This window comes from Alicyclobacillus sp. SP_1, from assembly GCF_024706985.1.
GTDB lineage: Bacteria > Bacillota > Bacilli > Alicyclobacillales > Alicyclobacillaceae > Alicyclobacillus_I.
This window is the reverse complement of the sequence record NZ_JAMCCX010000011.1, coordinates 1-14,882: the sequence shown is the minus strand read 5'-3', so window position 1 is coordinate 14,882 and position 14,882 is coordinate 1. Positions and strand designations below refer to the sequence as shown.

Genomic DNA, 14,882 nt, shown 5'->3' with positions numbered 1-14,882 from the left:
TACCTGCGAGGTGCTGAACACGTTGGACGAGCCAGACTATGCGATTCAATTGCCACATTTCACGGGTCCGCTCGACCTGTTGCTTCACCTCATTCGCAAGCAAGAAATGGACATACATGATATTCCAATTGCAGAAGTTACGCATCAATACATGGCTTATCTGTCGACGATGCAGGAGACCTACTTAGAGGTTGCGAGCGATTTTGTGGTCATGGCCGCGACGCTACTCTCTATCAAGAGCAGAATGTTGTTGCCCCAAAAGGCAACCGATGTCGATACGACGGAGGAAGATCCTCGAACGGACTTAGTCAAGCAGTTGTTGGAATACGAGCAGATAAAGGTCAGTGCAGAGGTTCTGCGTGAGCGAGCGATGGAACGTGCTTTGCTGTTCACGCGCCAGCCGATGGATTTATCTCCGTATGCGTCCGTCGGTCCAACCCCTTTAGTGGCTGTTAGTGTATGGAATTTGGTGGATGCTTTTCGTGCGATATACCGGCGTTTGCCTAAAGAGACTACCGCGGCGGAAATTCGAACGGCGGTTTTGCGAATGGAGGATGTTTCTCGAAATTTGCTGGAACGCCTTCGTCGCTATGGACGCTGTTTCTTTTTTGACTTGCTGCAGAGTGCCAACACGAGGTCAGAACTGGTCGCAACGTTTCTTGTCTTGTTGGAGCTTATGAAAGACCAAATCGTCCAGTGCATCCAGCCACATCCGCTGTCAGATATTGAAGTTATCTATACCGAGAAAGATGTCGTGTCAGAATCGATGCCCGCGGAGCATCATGATAAAGGGTGAGACAAGTCATGTTGTTGCAGATTGTACCCGCTCTAGAGGCTGTCCTGTTTGCTGCTGGGACAGACGGACTGTCGACTCAAGAATTAGCCGGAATACTGCAGGTTCCGCCGCATGAAGTCGTGGCTCTCTGCGATGAACTACGACAGCATCTGTCAACCCGCGAGTCTGGCATTCAGCTGCTTGAAGTTGCGGGAGTTTGGCAATTGAGCACCCGAGCGGAACACGCACACTACTTGCATCGAATGACGGAATCCTCGACCTCGACCACGCTGTCTCCAGCTGCATTAGAAACACTGGCGATTGTTGCGTATCGACAACCGATTACGCGCAGCAAAATTGAGTCGATACGCGGTGTGCACTCGGACCGTGCGTTACAGACACTTCTTTATCGGCAGCTCATCGCCGAAGTCGGGCGCGAGAATGCTCCGGGGCGCCCAATTTTATACGGGACGACCGACCATTTTTTGCAGACCTTTGGATTGCTGTCTCTAGCAGACCTGCCCGAATTGCCGGAAGAACCGCAAGCGGAAAAGCTGGTGCTCTTCGAACAGGAATCCGCATTGCCTCGAGATTGAATAGACACGAAGGATACTGGAGACAGTAGGGGGGAAAAGCGGTCTGTCGGGCGGAGGGACCAGGGCATGCTACAGACGATAGTCATTTCCTTTGCAGGACTGTGTTTGCTGGCGCTTCTCCTCTCTATGCCAGTGGTAGGCAGCATTCAGTTTCAGCGCATGGGTCGGGATGACTCGGCCAATTATACGCTGACCTACCTGTTCGGGCTCGTAAAGTTACATGGAGAGCTACTGGCTGTTCGGCCGGCCGTCACGGAGAGCGGCCCGAGCGTACAACTTGAGCATCAAGGCCGTTCGGACGAACAATCGAACAACAAGACGGTCACCACCAAAGACATTTGGTCATTCTTTCAACATCTTACCGACTGGTACGACTTGGCGATGAACTTTCGTCCACTCTTCGCGTTTACGCGTCAGCACTTGCGAATTCGTACCGTTCGCTGTCAGATTTTGATTGGAACTGGTGACGCTGCCAGCACGGCTGTGTTGTCTGGTGGACTGTGGATTGCTCTAGGAACGGGTGTAGGAATGCTGACGCATGTGTTCACTTTTGGGAATATGCCTGAATTAGAAGTCACACCGACCTATCAGCAGAAGGTATTCGAGGTTAAGGCGGACAGCATATTTTCTATCACAGCCGGACACGCTATCATTGCGGTAATTCGCTTTTTACGCGTGTGGCGAAGGAGGAACCTCTAGATGGAGCATCCGATTCAAGGCCTGATGCAGACAGCCATGGCCAATATCCGGGAGATGGTGGATGTCAACACCATAATTGGCGATCCCGTTGAAACCCCGGACGGCACCGTGATACTCCCCATCTCTAAGGTGGGTTTTGGGTTTGCAGCGGGTGGAAGTGAGTTTTCCATAGCTGGGGGCCATTCTGGGTCTGGCGAAGACACCCATCCTTTTGGCGGTGGCTCGGGCGGAGGAGTATCGATAACTCCGATTGGGTTTCTCATTGTTCACGGCAATCAAGTCCGACTACTTTCAACAGATAACGAAAATCAGTTGTACGATCGTCTGATGGACATGGCGCCGATGGTCATGGACAAGATTCAATCTCTCTTTAAAGGCAATGGACACAAAGGTTCGAGTGCGGAGTCCTCACCCGGGCCCAACTGAAGAAAATCTGGATTCTTCGGAATGTAAGGTTGCGTTCTTCGGAATGTACGCATGGTTGGATTCGTCGAAAGATAAGGTTGCGTTCTTCGGAATGTAAGGCTGCATTCTTGGGAATGTACGTTCACGTAACAGCATACCTTCAAAAGCAGGACATGCTTTTGTGGGAGGTGCTAGCGTGATCGACCTGATCTGGCTGTTGTTGTTTGTCACGGGGATTGCAACTGCCCTCTTTACAGGAAGAATGCCGCAAGTCTCCGAAGGGATTTTGTCGGGCGCGGCGACAGGTGTCGAACTTTGTATTGGACTCATCAGTGTCATTGTCTTGTGGATGGGACTGATGAACATAGCTGAGAAATCTGGCGCCATTTCGCTCCTGTCGCGGGTGTTGCGTCCGGTGGCGCGCCGCCTGTTTCCTTCAGTGCCCGTAGATCACCCCGCCATGGGTGCCATTCTTGCGAATATGAGTGCCAATATCCTTGGTATTGGCAATGCTGCAACTCCTTTAGGGCTGCGGGCTATGAAAGAACTTCAGACACTCAATCCAAACAAAGACGTGGCCTCTGACGCCATGTGCACATTTTTGGCGGTCAACACGGCGAGCATTACTCTCATTCCTACCACGGTCATTGCTGTTCGAATGCAGATGCACTCTGCCCATCCGACTTCAGTCATTGGACCGACCATTTTAGCGACGGCCATCGGGACGGTGGCTGCGCTTTGTTTTGATCGGCTATTCCGAGCGTTCTCGAAACGGAGGAGAGTCTGATGCAATCCACTCTGATCCATGTGTCGGAGTGGTTGTTGCCGATTCTCGTAGCCACCATCCTTATTACGGGCTTCGTGCGCCGCATTCCACTCTACAACACATTTATCGACGGCGCAAAATCGGGTTTCGGGACTGCCGTGCGGTTGATTCCGCATTTAGTGGCGATGATGGTGGCGGTGCAAGTGTTTCGTGTCTCTGGTGCCATGGCTGCCGTCATTCACTGGATGACTCCGGTGCTCCATCTGTTTCATATCCCTCCAGAAGTAGCTCCTCTTGGTTTACTGCGACCCATCAGCGGTCAAGGCAGTTTGGCATTGATGATTGATGTTTTTAAAAAACATGGACCCGACAGTGCTTTGGGACTACTGGCTTCGACCATGCAAGCGAGCACAGATACCACGCTCTATATTTTGACCGTATATTTTGGCAGCGTAGGCATCCGGAATTTCCGCTACGCTTTGTCTGTCGGACTCTTGGCGGATTTGGTCGCTGTCTTGGCGAGTGTCTTAGCCGTGTATGTATTCATGGGCCATGGTCTCTAACATCTCCGAACTCGTTCGCGACCATGCAAACTGGACAAACCCTGTCAAGGAGATATAATGGGCGCATGTCTCGATGAACTGGAGCGGTTTGTATGGAACGTCTTCAAAAAGTAATGGCATCTGCGGGAATCGCTTCGCGAAGAAAATGCGAAGAGCTGATAACTGATGGTCGAGTTCGCGTTGATGGAGTTGTAGTCCGTGAACTTGGTGTCAAAGTGGACATCGAAAACCAAGTCATTGAAGTCGATGGTCAACCGATTCAACGGGAAGACAAGGTGTGCCTTATACTGCACAAACCAACTTCTCGTATTTCGTCGGTCACAGATCCAGAGGGCCGAAAGACCGTCATGGATTCCTTGGAGGGACTTTCTTGTCGTGTATACCCGGTCGGGCGGTTGGATTATGACACTAGTGGCCTTCTTCTATTGACGAATGATGGTGAATTAACCAATCGTCTTTTGCATCCGAGTCAACATGTGGGAAAATTATATAGAGCTACGGTGCTCGGCATGGTGGATAAGCCCATTTTGCGCCAACTTTCTGAAGGTATTGATTTAGAAGACGGTCGAACTGCGCCAGCAGAGGTTTCCGCCCTTCGCCAACACCCGCGTGAGTCTGTCGTTGATCTCCGGATTTACGAAGGCCGCAATCGCCAAGTCAGGCGAATGTTTGAAGCGCTTGACCTTCCAGTGAAACGCTTGAAGCGTATTGAGTTTGGCCCGCTATCTCTAGAAGGTCTCGCCGTGGGGCAATGGCGTTTTCTTTCTCTAGAAGAATGGAAGACCTTATATCAGACGGCCAAGATGGAGGTCCCACCATACCCGAGCAGAATGACCGTGTCCAAACATTCACGCGAAGAAGAGATTGCAAAGAAGAACCCATTGAGTGACGACACAGGCACGCTGCCGTCCAACTCGCGGAATCTTCGCCAACGTACGCGCCCACGAAGCAAATTTTGATCTGTGGAAGAGCGGAGAATAATGGTTGATGCGTGCCACGCATCACGGCATAATGAAACTAGAAAAGAGACGCACCACGGAGGAGATGAGAATCGAAAGTGCCTCATAAGCCGCGAATTCTAATAGTGGATGACGAAGAGCGAATCCGACGTCTTGTAAGAATGTACATGGAGAGAAGCGGATTTGAAGTATTAGAAGCAGAGAACGGAAAAGATGCTTTAGACATTGCGCTCATAGAACCCCTCTCTCTCATTATCCTGGATTTGATGCTTCCGGAAATGGACGGGAGGGACGTCTGTGCGCAAATTCGTCAGCATGCAGAGACACCGATTATGATGTTGACGGCTGCTGGCGATGAAATGAGTCGCGTTCACGGTTTTGAGCTGGGTGCAGACGACTATGTGGTCAAGCCTTTCTCTCCGAGGGAATTGGTCATGCGCGTAAAGGCTCTTCTCAAGCGCTCTGGAGAGACTGAATTCTTTCGTGCAGACATGCAACAATCCCTCGCGTTTCCTGGACTGGTCATTCACATTGAATCGCGACGGGTAGAAGTCGATAAAGAAGACGTCAGTCTGACGCCTAAAGAGTTTGATTTGCTCGTTTACATGGCACAGCGCCCAGACAAAGTGTTCAGTCGCGAAGAGTTGCTGAGAGATGTCTGGAATTATCAGTTTTACGGAGACCAGAGGACCGTTGATACGCACGTGAAGCGCTTGCGAGAAAAACTTGGCCAAATCTCTGAACCAGTAAGTCATTATATTGTAACGGTGTGGGGCGTAGGCTACAAATTTGAGGTCACCAATTGATTCGGAATAGCATTGTATCCAAGCTTTGGATAACTATCGTAGGTATGGTTGTGGTGGTACTTGCGCTACTGGCAATTCTTTTACAACAGTTTTTTGCGAATTTTGTTCAACAACAACAGACTTCGACTCTGACCAAATGGGCGGTCGTGTTGTCTCAGTCCTATCAGACAAAGCGAGAGTCGTTAACACCAGAACTTATGCAACTGTTTCTAAAAAAGGTTCAAGATGCAGATGTTTCATATGCCCCTAATTTAGACACTCGTCTTACCGAAAGAAGTGCCTACGAATCCTTTAACCCCGTTCAGCGCCGAGAATTCGCGACGGGTCTCCCCGTGTCTCTGCATCAGACGATCCATGGCACTCCTGAGATAGCGGTCTACATCCGTTTAAAAAGTAACGGAACGTCTTTGGGAATGCTCGCCATTCGGCAAAAGACGAGCGTGTTGGACAGTCCTTTGACCAACATGAGAAATTTGATTCTCTTTGACATGTTGCTCGGCGTGGTTCTCACGACAGGGTTGGCTTTTGTTGTCTCAAAAAACTTGTCAAGACCTCTGATTGAAATGAACCAAGCGGCAGAGCGAATGGCCGACGGAAATTTCGAATCGCGGGTCAATGTTGTAACAAGCGATGAAGTGGGGAGGCTCGGCACTACATTTAATGCTCTGGCAGGCGAACTCAGTAAAACAATCCATGCGCTCTCCGTTGAGCGAGACCAACTAACCAGCATCTTAGAGTCTCTACAGGATGGGGTACTAGCGACCAATGCTGATGGCGGGCTGACCTTGGCGAATCTACCGGCACTTCGCATCCTGCGCCAAATGTCTTTATCGGAGAGGGGGGTTATCGACACCTCCCAGCTCCCAGAATACTTGCAAAGCCTGCTCTACACCGTGCAAGACCGAGGCGAATCGATGGCTCGGGAGATGGTTTGGCAAAATCGCAACATAACGGTTGTCGTTACACCCCTTCGGGAACCCGGTGGCAATACCATTCGCGGAGTCCTCATTGTCTTGCGCGATGTCACGGATGAGCGGCAGATGGACCGATTGAGAAAAGACTTTCTGGCCAATGTTTCGCACGAATTGAGAACACCGCTCAGCATGTTGCAAGGTTATTCTGAGGCACTCTTAGACGACATTGACGAAGACCCTCAGTCGCGTCGAGAATTAATGAATATCATTCACGAAGAGACATTGCGCATGAAGCGACTGGTCAATGACTTGCTAAATCTCGCCTCTTTGGAGTCCGGGCAGTTTCAAATGAATTTTGCGCCGGTAGAAGCTAATGCGTTCATACGGAGAATTTCTCGCAAGTTTTATGCCATCGCCGCAGACAAAAGCATTGAGTTTGTAGTTCAAGTCGAAAAACATCCCATTTTGTTTGAAGCGGATGAGGATAGATTGGAGCAAGTGTTTACGAACTTGTTGGACAATGCGTTTCGTCACACTCATGCTGGACGTGTGGCACTTTCTGTCGCGCAGGGTGCTCAGCACGTCCACTTCGAGGTGAGCGATACTGGGACGGGCGTTCCGGCAGAGGACCTACCGTTTATCTTTGAGCGTTTCTATAAGGCAGACAAGGCCAGAACGCGCGGTTCGAGCGGGACCGGACTAGGATTGGCCATCGCCAGACACATCGTCATGGCTCACGGCGGAGACATCGTAGCCGACAGTGTTCCCGAAAGGGGCACGAGTTTTACCATTGTCATTCCACTCAGAAAGCAGCTTTAATGCCGAATGAGAAGACACGAATAGACAGAAAGCATATCAAACAGGATAAGAACTCGAAAGGGTGGAGACCTTATTTATGGCTTGGGTATACGTGTTGAAATTAATGGACAGTCGATTTCAAGCCAGTTGTTTGGCCGCTCGTCTAGAGGATGGTTATCCTTACGCTGTGGTACCAGTAAAACCTCCTCGCTACGTGGGAGTGTTTCGAACGCAGCGAGGTCGCTATGGCGTTAAAATACTGTGGTGAGAGATGTGTCACATAGACCGAGAGTTGTACTTATACTTTTGTGTCAACAACTCGATAATGAGAGACACGAAGTCAGATTCTTGTTTCGGTAGATTGCTGAGTTGCTGAGCTGCCTCTAAGTATGGCTCTGCCTCTTCATTGAGAATGAAGTTTTGCATAGACAAGGGCCATTCTTCTGGTGAGCGTTTGAGCTTCGGTGTGCGCAAATCTTTAGAGTCGTCGCTGAGTGCTGTGAGCGGCACTCCTAGTGCATCTGCCATGCGTTTGGCGTACTCCAACGAGGGTTGTCGTTTGTTGCGCTCGATGGACGAGATGTGAGGTGTGGATATCCCGGCCCTCATAGACAATTCCTGTTGAGACCAGTGGCGGTCTTGACGTAACCTTCTGATTCTTGTGCCAAGGCAATCTTGCAATTTCATTCCTCCAATGGTTTGATTTCTACAATGCACAAACAATATATTAAATTCCCGGCCTCTTGTAAAGTATCAATCAAAAATAAAATTAAAGTTATGAGTGAGTGAGACGAGACAATGATCTACGAAATAAACCGAAGTAACTGGAGAGCTAATTTGAAATCTGTGCACAAAATGATTGCCACGGCGCGGTTTCCTATTGTTATCTCCGGAGCTGGTATCAGCGCGGCGAGTGGACTTCCAATGAATTTCGATAAAATCAGAAAAACTAGTATTCACAAATTGTTCGAATATAAATTCTGGCGTAACTGCCCGACAGAATTTTTTGAGGATTACTGGATGATACTAGACTGGTGGCGGCGGGCGATTCCCAATCCCGCTCACGACGCAATTGCCAGAGCACGGTTTACGGTCATCACCCAAAACGTTGACGAGTTGCATAGAGACGCCGGTACGTCACACCTGATTGAACTGCACGGCAACTTGAGTCGTCTGTTCTGTAATGACTGTCATACCACCTTTCCTGCATCCTTCGCTCAACCTACAATACCCCTGTGCCCGCGATGTTCCACTATTCTTCGGCCTGGATATGTTTTTGTAGGAGAGCCCGTACGTCATTTTGCTTGGGCAGTAGACGAAGTCGGCCGAGCTGACTTATTGTTGGTTGTCGGCACAGAACTAGACGCAGCGCCTCTGCGTTCGCTCCCTCATCTGGCTCACCAAAACACTGCCAACGTGATTTGGGTGAACGAAAGAAGTGAGACCATTATACCCCAACTATTCCAAACACTTTTAGAATAATTTCGACAAATTTTTAACAATCGATAATTATTTTGGAGTCTTTCATTCTAGTGAAAACTAGGATTTACCTATTTCATATCAGCGTCAACTTGGTTATAATGATTTCAGACTTTCCCATATCCTCTTTTCCTGTCGCCCCCTAATCCGGTTGGTTTACCAAAGGGGGCGATGGTACATATTGGTGTGTTTTTTTGAATGTGGTCGCATCTGTTTGATATGGAGGACGGATATTGTCGAACTACGGATATGTGAGTGAACAGAGTCGCAAATCGAAAACCATTCGAGCACTCTACGAGTTTCTAAAAGCCAATGTTTCGCGAAACTTGTGGAAGTCGCGGTCGGATAGACAGGATTTTGAGGGTCACAATGGGATTCCTGTTCCCTTACAAGAACGTCATCGAGTGCTGGCATTGCGCCTTCACGATGAACACCTCAGCCCATATTTCAAAACGGATATGAACTTGTTTCACCTATTGATGATGGATGAATCTATTGAGGTGGTAGTATTTGAGTCAGGTTCCGGTTGGTTATTGGAATTTGAGGGGTTGCCCTCTGGGCCACAGCCATTCGGGCAGCAGGGCCACGATACTCGGTAATGGGAAGAAGGCAGCAGATTGGCTCAGACAATCATTGGTGTATTAAACGGACTGAATCATGAGCCGTCCGTTCCTGTATCCTATCAGCTATCGCTCGACGGACACACGATAGGTTTAAATACATACCTCTCGACACACCTGACTATGGCGCACACGGGCCGTAAATTCTGTGTTGCTTGTGGACGTTCCGTCAATAAACTATACCAAAATGGGTACTGCTTTCCTTGTGTGCAAACTTTGGCCGAATGTGACCTCTGCATCGTGAAACCAGAAATATGTCACCATCACTTGGGAACTTGTCGAGACAACGCTTATGCAGACACGCATTGTTTCATCCCTCACTATGTCTATCTTTCCTACACGAGTTCCGTGAAAGTGGGGGTGACGCGCGCTGGTCGAGAGTTGACACGCTGGGTTGACCAAGGTGCCATGGCTGCCGTCTTGCTGGCGAAGACCCAAACAAGGCGGAATGCAGGTATCATCGAGCATTCGCTTACAACAGCGATTGCCGATAAAACAAATTGGCGAGGCATGTTGAAGTCGCGAGAAGCTGATTATGCGGAACTGGAGAAGATGCGCCACTATGCATTGGAGCGCATTTCCACAGAAATGTCAGAATACGGGATGGCGCTACCTGAGTCTCCGGTGCACACCTTCACGTATCCATCCGCAGAATATTCACTGGAGAAAGTCGTCTCCTTATCTTTAGACAAAAACCCCGGCCCCGAAGGAACTTTAGTGGGATTGAAAGGTCAATATCTCATTTTCGACAGCGGTGTTTTTAATCTGAAGAAGTTTTCGGGGTATGAAGTGACTCTTACGCTATAAATTTTTTGAGCGTTCATTAGCGCGAGCCTTGTCGGTAGAACTCGACAAGGCAGTTCATCTATGTTCGCAGTAGTAAGTCCAGTTGCTCCAACAAACTCTTTAACGTGGGGGCGCTGATCATCTCCCCGTCGAGCAACATATAAGCTTCGTCTCGGCATGTTAGACAGTGCCCCATGCAGTCGTAGCGTAACAATGTGATTTTCCCCCCTGCCTCCATCGCCTCCAGCAACGCATCATTGGCGCGATTAGATTCGCAGATTTCTACGAGTGGTGCATTGAACATAAACATGCCTCCTCCGTATGAGTGTATCATGGTGCCGTTTGCAGTTTCCAAACCACAACGCTTTGTGTGCGTTCATAACATTCTGCTCTCCAGGACATCTTAAGCCCGGAGGGATTAGAATGTCGTGGATTTACCAACCTCACTTGTTCCGGTCTAAGTCTGTTGCAACGTTTGTAGCGAATCAGGTCCGAGACGATTCCATCTTGTTTGGTGCACCTTCGTGCACCGTGCAAGTCTTGCGAACAAGACGCGGCCGTTTCGTCGTCCGATATCATTTTCCACACTAAATTCCACCCATGCCTATAGCCTTTGAGCACGAGATGTGCTTATCACAGTGCCATGCGTCATCTCATACGATCCGTTAGCGACTCGCTACCGACGAGTGAGGTGATTTACCATGCAGAGACGCCGTTCAGCCGTGGGTTCCAGACAACCTAAAACCAGCCATGTCATCCCAGATTTTGTTCCTCTCATTAAACGCTACCAAAAAGCTGTTTATGGGATAGAGGTTATTCAAAACGAGCCCACCCGTGGATTTCCACTGTTCGGACCCTTCAACGTTCAACCGGATCGCCCCTACCGAAGCGTCAATATTGGAACGGGTTTCATGATTCATCCGCGTGGATACATCGTGACGAACGAACATGTCATTCAGGGAGCATCTCGTGTCATGCTGCGACCGATGAATTCAAAATCGTCGGTTCCAGCGTATGTAGTTGCAGCGGATTCCGAAAAGGACATTGCCATCCTCCGCAGTCGTGAATTGAAGGGGCCCTACACGATTCTCAGCTTGACGGACGATGGTGAAGTGGACGTAGGCCAGTGGGTCATCGCGATGGGCTCACCTCTTGGCTTGGACAATACTGTGACTGTTGGAATTGTCAGTGCAAAAGATCGACCTTTGACGATTGGTAGTAGGAAATATGAAAGTCTCATCCAAACCGATGCCGCGATTAATCGAGGAAACAGTGGAGGACCACTTGTTGACTTGAATGGGCGTGTGGTGGGAATGAACACTGCAGTATCACAAAGTTCACAGGGCATTGGTTTCGCAATCTCGGCCAACATTATCCGAAAGACGCTAAAGAACCTATTGCCTGACTGAACATGGTCTCTTTTACAGCCAGTTAGTTTCGTGTCGCGTCCTTGTCTATCATCGCTAGTGCTTTTCTGCTACGTCGGCAAACAAAGGGAGAAGACTATGACCGTGAGCTATCAAGATACCTTGGCGGCCCTCAATGTGTCGAACGCACATCCGGGCGGACAGCAGATGACTCAGTTGTGGCTGGATACTGTCCGTCCCGACTCAACCTGGAGTGTGCTCGACGTGGGTTGTGGGACAGGATGGACTGCCTGCCAACTGCGCGAGCAATTTGGCTGTCAGGTGACCGCCGTGGACGTTCGCCGTGACATGGTGGACCGGTGCCAAAATCGAGCGCAGAGTAGAGGACTAGACATACAAATGGAAGTCGCGGATATTGAGAAACTTCCGTTTAAGTCCCGCCAATTTGACTTGGTGGTGTGTGAAAGTGTGTTGGCGTTCGTCAATCCAGTTTCCGCATTACGCGAGGTGGGTCGAGTACTCAGGAGGCCGGGACGCTTTGTCGACGTGGAGATGGTACTCGGTGCACCAGTCGACGCGGCTTGGCGTGCCGAAGTACGGCGCGTCTATGGGGCAGTTTCTGTACTCGATAAGAAGGCGTGGTTGAAGCAATTTTACGCGGCTGGTTTTGACACGGTGCAGGTCATCCGAATGCAGCCACTCCATCGTGCCATGGTCGATATGGCACAAATTCAGAGCGGATCGAACCAACCAAATTCGGACAACGCTGTGCTCACTCCAGACATTCTAAAAGTAGTTCAGGAAAATGGGAAATGGATGCAAGAGAATGCTCATTTGATGAACTGTGCAGTATTCTGCTGCGAATTGTCTCGAGACGCAGGTTAAATGGGAAGTAACATAGGGTGAAAATTGACATAATCGGCGCTGACAAGTTGATATTGTATGCCGTGAAGGCGACCGACATATGCGTGGCGATGTGCATGTGCGTGAAGGTGGCCATAGACGCAAAGAGACACCCCGTATTGTTCCAACAATCTTGTCATCGCCGTTTCATTCCCGTCAGCAGACAGCGGAGGATAGTGCAGCAACACGACTTTTGTCTTGTGGGGAAGAGAGTCGGCATAGACCAGAGACAGTCGCAGTCGTTCCAGTTCCCGGGAGTAGAGACGTTCGTCTTCTCCCGTAAAGCTGGGATGACTCGGCAACTGCCAGCCACGGGAACCGCAAACAACCACATCTCCAAAACCGATGGCATCGTTTTGCAAGGCGTGAACTCCGGGCGGTAACAACGAGCGCATTTTGCTAATACCGCTCCACCAATAGTCGTGATTGCCGCGAATGATCACTTTTTGTCCAGGCAATTGAGCAATCCATTCTATATCCCTCATAGCGTCTGACAGAGTCATCGCCCAAGAAATGTCTCCAGCTATAAAAACGACATCCTCCTCACGCACCATATCAGTCCACGTGTGTTTGATTTTTAGTTCGTGATTGTCCCAGAGCTCACCGAACAAATTCATAGGTTTGGGATTTGAAAAAGATAAATGAAGGTCGGCAATTGCAAAGTAACGCACGTCTCGCTTCCTTCCTGATATCGCGTGATGTAAGTGATGCAAGATCGCCTTATTTCAATTATTTTACGCATTGTCGTACAACTTCTCCAGTGCGTATTCGACGTGACATCGCATCTAGGCGATGCTCAGTGTGAATCTTTTTCATGAGGAGGTTCGTCGATGTGGACCGAGGAACAACTGCGTGTGCTCGAGGAACCGATTCGAGACATGGTTGTGTTTGCAGGACCTGGAAGCGGGAAAACGACGGTTTTAACGGAGTACATGGCTAGGCAACTTGTAACGCGCGACATCGAGCCGGAGCACATCATGTCACTGACGTTTACACGCAAATCGGCAACCCAACTCGGAAAAAGGTTGTTGGAACAGCACCCAGAGTTAGGGACCCAATTGGACAAGCTTCACCTCGGCACTTTTCACAGCCAGTTATTTCATTCGTTACTGCGGAAAATGCCAGACATTCCTGTGCTACTGAAGTCCAGTGAGCAGTACCAACTTGCAAAACAAGCAGTGTCCGAAGCATTCTCGGAGAATTCCACGGGTCCACGGGTAATCCAGAACTTTTTAGCCGAGGTGACTCGTCTTAAGAGTACCTTTCCCGTTGCTGTCGATGATTCACCCTACGTCCGTGCGTTTCACCGATATGAGCAACTGAAGGTCGCAGAAAAGAGGTGGGACTTTGATGACATTGTGCTGGAATTCCTCCGCATCCTCGAAAGCCACGGCCTGCCTTTAGAGTTCCAAAACGTCCGATTGATGTTGGTGGATGAATTTCAAGATACGAACGCACTGCAGTGGAGAATATTCGAGCGAATTCGCTCGAATTCATCTGCGCGGATGTATGTTGTAGGGGATGATGACCAGTCTATTTACTCGTTTCGCGGGGCATCCAGTGAATGGTTAGTGAACTTCGAGTCCTATGTACCTCTAGCGACTCGACATTATCTACAAACAAATTTCCGGTCTGCCAGAACGATTTGCGAGGTGGCATCAACCCTTATTCAGTACAATGTCGACCGCGCGCCAAAAACCATGCGTCCGGTTCGTTTGGAGACAGGAGTCGCCCAGGCGATTCGAGTTCGGGATGAAGCAGATGAAATTGAAACAATCAGGTTCCTCGTGGAATACTATTTGCGTGGGACTGAAACGTCCATCGCCGTACTAGCTCGTACTCGCCAACAATTGCTTCCGATACTTCAGATATACCTGAGACACACATCATTTCGGAAGGCATATGACGGTCGCGTTCATTCACTTGAATTTCGAACTTTTCACGAAGCGAAAGGTCAAGAATGGGATGTTGTCATTATTCTTGGTGCCGTAGCTAATAGCCCTTATTTGCGAGATCGAAGCACCGAGAGTACAGAAAGTTCGGAAGAGCGGCGGTTATTCTTTGTCGCTTGTACGAGGGCCAGAGTCTGTCTCTACATTCTCGTTCCCAAGTTCTATAAGACACTCTGCGTTCGCAGCCTCTGTTTTTTGTCCGAATCGAAGATAGAGTTCACAAGAAAGTCGCAACTGTCGTCCAATCTACGCGGATAGGCGTGACTCCTAGCGCGTGTCAATGAGAGACTGCGTCCCCGGCTAGCGCCTGATGTTGATTTTGTCTTTAAGTGTATTGGCGCGCTTTGCGCCGTTGGCTTTGACGAGCGAGAGAAGGCGTTTACCAGTTTGTTTGCCCCAAAATCCGTGACAGAGCAAAAAAGTCGGGAGAAAGACTTGCAAAAGGAGCGAGGGCGAGGTAAGATAGTCGCTGTCGCTTCACCACGGAGCGGGGC

19 protein-coding genes are annotated in these 14,882 nt (G+C 49.5%); 16 read left to right on the top strand and 3 right to left on the bottom strand.

What is annotated here, in order from left to right:
* Positions 1 to 22: 22 nt before the first annotated feature.
* The 10 genes from M4I36_RS02035 to M4I36_RS01990 all read left to right on the top strand — a co-directional run bounded on the left by M4I36_RS02035 (position 23) and on the right by M4I36_RS01990 (position 7,549).
* Positions 23 to 796: a segregation and condensation protein A gene (locus M4I36_RS02035; protein ID WP_258109968.1), complete on the top strand. Its 774-nt coding sequence runs from the start codon at positions 23 to 25 to the stop codon at positions 794 to 796.
* A gap of 8 nt (positions 797 to 804) precedes the next feature.
* Positions 805 to 1,371: an SMC-Scp complex subunit ScpB gene (gene scpB / locus M4I36_RS02030; RefSeq protein WP_258109967.1), complete on the top strand. Its 567-nt coding sequence runs from the start codon at positions 805 to 807 to the stop codon at positions 1,369 to 1,371.
* Between the two features lie 66 nt (positions 1,372 to 1,437).
* The gene (locus M4I36_RS02025) at positions 1,438 to 2,070 is read left to right on the top strand and encodes a DUF2953 domain-containing protein (protein ID WP_258109966.1); all 633 of its coding nucleotides are present in this window, start codon (positions 1,438 to 1,440) and stop codon (positions 2,068 to 2,070) included.
* A complete protein-coding gene (ytfJ, locus tag M4I36_RS02020; RefSeq protein ID WP_258109965.1) occupies positions 2,071 to 2,496 on the top strand; it encodes a GerW family sporulation protein in 426 nt (141 codons plus the stop codon).
* 175 nt (positions 2,497 to 2,671) lie between these two features.
* Positions 2,672 to 3,262: a nucleoside recognition domain-containing protein gene (locus M4I36_RS02015; protein ID WP_258109964.1), complete on the top strand. Its 591-nt coding sequence runs from the start codon at positions 2,672 to 2,674 to the stop codon at positions 3,260 to 3,262.
* Positions 3,262 to 3,804, top strand: coding sequence for a spore maturation protein (locus M4I36_RS02010; RefSeq protein WP_258109963.1), 543 nt, complete (start codon positions 3,262 to 3,264; stop codon positions 3,802 to 3,804). The genes M4I36_RS02015 and M4I36_RS02010 overlap by 1 nt, the downstream gene beginning before the upstream one ends.
* A gap of 92 nt (positions 3,805 to 3,896) precedes the next feature.
* Positions 3,897 to 4,763, top strand: a complete 867-nt coding sequence (locus tag M4I36_RS02005) for a pseudouridine synthase (RefSeq protein ID WP_258109962.1) — start codon at positions 3,897 to 3,899, stop codon at positions 4,761 to 4,763.
* 98 nt (positions 4,764 to 4,861) lie between these two features.
* Positions 4,862 to 5,569, top strand: a complete 708-nt coding sequence (locus M4I36_RS02000) for a response regulator transcription factor (RefSeq protein WP_258109961.1) — start codon at positions 4,862 to 4,864, stop codon at positions 5,567 to 5,569.
* On the top strand, positions 5,566 to 7,302 hold the full coding sequence (locus M4I36_RS01995; protein WP_258109960.1) for a cell wall metabolism sensor histidine kinase WalK: 1,737 nt from the start codon (positions 5,566 to 5,568) through the stop codon (positions 7,300 to 7,302). The genes M4I36_RS02000 and M4I36_RS01995 overlap by 4 nt, the downstream gene beginning before the upstream one ends.
* A gap of 76 nt (positions 7,303 to 7,378) precedes the next feature.
* A complete protein-coding gene (locus M4I36_RS01990; RefSeq protein ID WP_258109959.1) occupies positions 7,379 to 7,549 on the top strand; it encodes a hypothetical protein in 171 nt (56 codons plus the stop codon).
* Between the two features lie 8 nt (positions 7,550 to 7,557).
* Here the strand turns inward: M4I36_RS01990 and M4I36_RS01985 are convergent, their stop codons facing one another.
* Positions 7,558 to 7,968, bottom strand: a complete 411-nt coding sequence (locus M4I36_RS01985) for a helix-turn-helix domain-containing protein (RefSeq protein ID WP_258109958.1) — start codon at positions 7,966 to 7,968, stop codon at positions 7,558 to 7,560.
* A 111-nt stretch (positions 7,969 to 8,079) separates the two neighbouring features.
* On the opposite strand from M4I36_RS01985, the gene M4I36_RS01980 reads away from it, so the two are divergent.
* The 3 genes from M4I36_RS01980 (at position 8,080) to M4I36_RS01970 (ending at position 10,187) form a co-directional block, all read left to right on the top strand.
* Positions 8,080 to 8,763, top strand: coding sequence for a Sir2 family NAD-dependent protein deacetylase (locus M4I36_RS01980; RefSeq protein ID WP_308660957.1), 684 nt, complete (start codon positions 8,080 to 8,082; stop codon positions 8,761 to 8,763).
* Between the two features lie 230 nt (positions 8,764 to 8,993).
* Positions 8,994 to 9,359, top strand: coding sequence for a hypothetical protein (locus M4I36_RS01975; protein WP_258109957.1), 366 nt, complete (start codon positions 8,994 to 8,996; stop codon positions 9,357 to 9,359).
* Between the two features lie 18 nt (positions 9,360 to 9,377).
* Positions 9,378 to 10,187, top strand: coding sequence for a DUF2797 domain-containing protein (locus tag M4I36_RS01970; RefSeq protein WP_258109956.1), 810 nt, complete (start codon positions 9,378 to 9,380; stop codon positions 10,185 to 10,187).
* Between the two features lie 58 nt (positions 10,188 to 10,245).
* On the opposite strand, the gene M4I36_RS01965 is transcribed toward M4I36_RS01970, so the two are convergent.
* Positions 10,246 to 10,470: a YuzB family protein gene (locus M4I36_RS01965; protein ID WP_258109955.1), complete on the bottom strand. Its 225-nt coding sequence runs from the start codon at positions 10,468 to 10,470 to the stop codon at positions 10,246 to 10,248.
* Positions 10,471 to 10,867: 397 nt separating this feature from the next.
* Here M4I36_RS01965 and M4I36_RS01960 point away from each other — a divergent pair, with 397 nt between their 5' ends.
* Positions 10,868 to 11,575: a S1C family serine protease gene (locus M4I36_RS01960; RefSeq protein ID WP_258109954.1), complete on the top strand. Its 708-nt coding sequence runs from the start codon at positions 10,868 to 10,870 to the stop codon at positions 11,573 to 11,575.
* Between the two features lie 102 nt (positions 11,576 to 11,677).
* Positions 11,678 to 12,418 (top strand): class I SAM-dependent methyltransferase, encoded by a 741-nt coding sequence (locus M4I36_RS01955; protein WP_258109952.1) that lies wholly within the window; start codon positions 11,678 to 11,680, stop codon positions 12,416 to 12,418.
* On the opposite strand, the gene M4I36_RS01950 is transcribed toward M4I36_RS01955, so the two are convergent.
* Positions 12,415 to 13,107, bottom strand: a complete 693-nt coding sequence (locus M4I36_RS01950; protein WP_258109951.1) for a metallophosphoesterase — start codon at positions 13,105 to 13,107, stop codon at positions 12,415 to 12,417. The two genes, M4I36_RS01955 and M4I36_RS01950, sit on opposite strands and share 4 nt — an antisense overlap.
* A gap of 159 nt (positions 13,108 to 13,266) precedes the next feature.
* Here M4I36_RS01950 and M4I36_RS01945 point away from each other — a divergent pair, with 159 nt between their 5' ends.
* Positions 13,267 to 14,646, top strand: coding sequence for a UvrD-helicase domain-containing protein (locus M4I36_RS01945; RefSeq protein WP_258109950.1), 1,380 nt, complete (start codon positions 13,267 to 13,269; stop codon positions 14,644 to 14,646).
* Positions 14,647 to 14,882 lie beyond the last annotated feature (236 nt).

Bases quoted from the DNA above. Each gene is read 5' to 3' on its own strand.
- M4I36_RS01960 (WP_258109954.1), top strand. From the start codon at position 10,868: ATGCAGAGACGCCGTTCAGCCGTGGGTTCCAGACAACCTAAAACCAGC.
- M4I36_RS01990 (WP_258109959.1), top strand. From the start codon at position 7,379: ATGGCTTGGGTATACGTGTTGAAATTAATGGACAGTCGATTTCAAGCC.
- M4I36_RS02005 (WP_258109962.1), top strand. From the start codon at position 3,897: ATGGAACGTCTTCAAAAAGTAATGGCATCTGCGGGAATCGCTTCGCGA.
- M4I36_RS02025 (WP_258109966.1), top strand. From the start codon at position 1,438: ATGCTACAGACGATAGTCATTTCCTTTGCAGGACTGTGTTTGCTGGCG.
- M4I36_RS01965 (WP_258109955.1), bottom strand. From the start codon at position 10,470: ATGTTCAATGCACCACTCGTAGAAATCTGCGAATCTAATCGCGCCAAT.
- M4I36_RS01980 (WP_308660957.1), top strand. From the start codon at position 8,080: ATGATCTACGAAATAAACCGAAGTAACTGGAGAGCTAATTTGAAATCT.
- scpB (WP_258109967.1), top strand. From the start codon at position 805: ATGTTGTTGCAGATTGTACCCGCTCTAGAGGCTGTCCTGTTTGCTGCT.
- M4I36_RS02010 (WP_258109963.1), top strand. From the start codon at position 3,262: ATGCAATCCACTCTGATCCATGTGTCGGAGTGGTTGTTGCCGATTCTC.
- M4I36_RS01985 (WP_258109958.1), bottom strand. From the start codon at position 7,968: ATGAAATTGCAAGATTGCCTTGGCACAAGAATCAGAAGGTTACGTCAA.
- M4I36_RS01945 (WP_258109950.1), top strand. From the start codon at position 13,267: ATGTGGACCGAGGAACAACTGCGTGTGCTCGAGGAACCGATTCGAGAC.
- ytfJ (WP_258109965.1), top strand. From the start codon at position 2,071: ATGGAGCATCCGATTCAAGGCCTGATGCAGACAGCCATGGCCAATATC.